A 1,264-nucleotide genomic window follows, 5' to 3' on the forward strand; every position below is an offset into this window, starting at 1 on the left:
CACACGAAGTTCGAGAGGTTCTGGGGAGAGCGGTGGGGCGCCGAGGCAGCGCCGCGCGTGGCGGGGGTGGTCATGGGGTCCTTCGAATGGTGGGGGCGGGCCGCTGGACGGGACCCATTCCGACCCCGCAGCGACCCGACAGGGCGACGGATCATACACAACCACACTTGCCTATGCTCTGCGCGCGCGAGTACGCTCGCGTGTGGTAGCTAGGGCTGAGACAGTGCCCCGAGCACCAATTCGAGAGGCCCACGCTTGCGTGGGCCTCTGCGCTTGTCTGCAGTGTCCGCTGTGCCCTGCACAATGGTCAGATGCTGCTGGCGTACATCGACGAGATCGGCGAGCCGGGCGCCTACGTCGGCCCGGACCATCCTCGCTTCCGGACAAGCCCAGCCTTCGGTTATGCCGGATTCGTCATGCCGGAGTCTGCCGCACGAGGCTTTAGAGCGAAGTTCACCGCACTGAAGCGTCAGCTGTTCGCCTCGGAGATCGACCGAGCGAAACACCCCGGACGGTGGGAGTTCAAGGGGGCCAATCTGTTCCGGCCGGATACCCCCGCGCGCTTTCCGCAGCAGCTCCGCGTGTTCGATGCGCTCGTGCGGTCCGTCGTCGTCGACCACGGCGGCAAGCTGTTCTACTACGCCGACGAGAAGCAGCGTGGGACGCCCCAGCAGATCGGCCTCGACGTCGAGAAACGCGAAGCCGACGCCATGCGAGAGACTCTGAACCGTCTGGCCCGCCATGCCCACCATCACGGACATAACCTCATGGTGATCATCGATCAAATCAATGAGAAGACGCGAGTCGAACGCGTTGCATCGATGTATGCCCACATCTTCAGCCGAGCCGGCGACTTTCCGGAGATGCGGTGCATCGTGGAACCGCCCATGCACGTGGACAGTTCGCTGAGCTCCAACGTGCAGTTCGCCGACTGGGTCGCCGCCGCCGTCACACGCGCTGTCGATCACCAGCTCAACGACTCGTCCAAGTACGCCTGGGTCACCGACCCCCAGCGGCTGGCATCCATGAGGGGCAGCTTCACCTACGAGTCCAAACTGCACCTGTGGAACCGCGGCGTGCAGGACATCAACCACTCTGAGCTGTTCCACCGCGAACGGCGACTTGCCCCGACCCCGCATGGACAGCTTCTGGGGGCCTCGGTGGACCCCGCGGCGGCGGAGAAGATGGCGAAGATCTGGCGCTCGGGACGCTAAGACCTGGCGCCGCTGCTAGAGTGAGCCGCCCCCTTCATTCGGTCCGGACG

At 65.0% G+C, this 1,264-nt stretch carries 1 protein-coding gene; it reads left to right on the plus strand.

Annotated elements, in window-relative coordinates:
- The first annotated feature begins 311 nt into the window (after nucleotides 1-311).
- On the plus strand, nucleotides 312-1,214 hold the full coding sequence (locus tag HMPREF3105_RS05870; protein ID WP_070708966.1) for a DUF3800 domain-containing protein: 903 nt from the start codon (nucleotides 312-314) through the stop codon (nucleotides 1,212-1,214).
- Nucleotides 1,215-1,264: the final 50 nt, after the last annotated feature.

This window comes from Micrococcus sp. HMSC31B01 (assembly GCF_001816085.1).
GTDB lineage: Bacteria > Actinomycetota > Actinomycetes > Actinomycetales > Micrococcaceae > Micrococcus > Micrococcus luteus.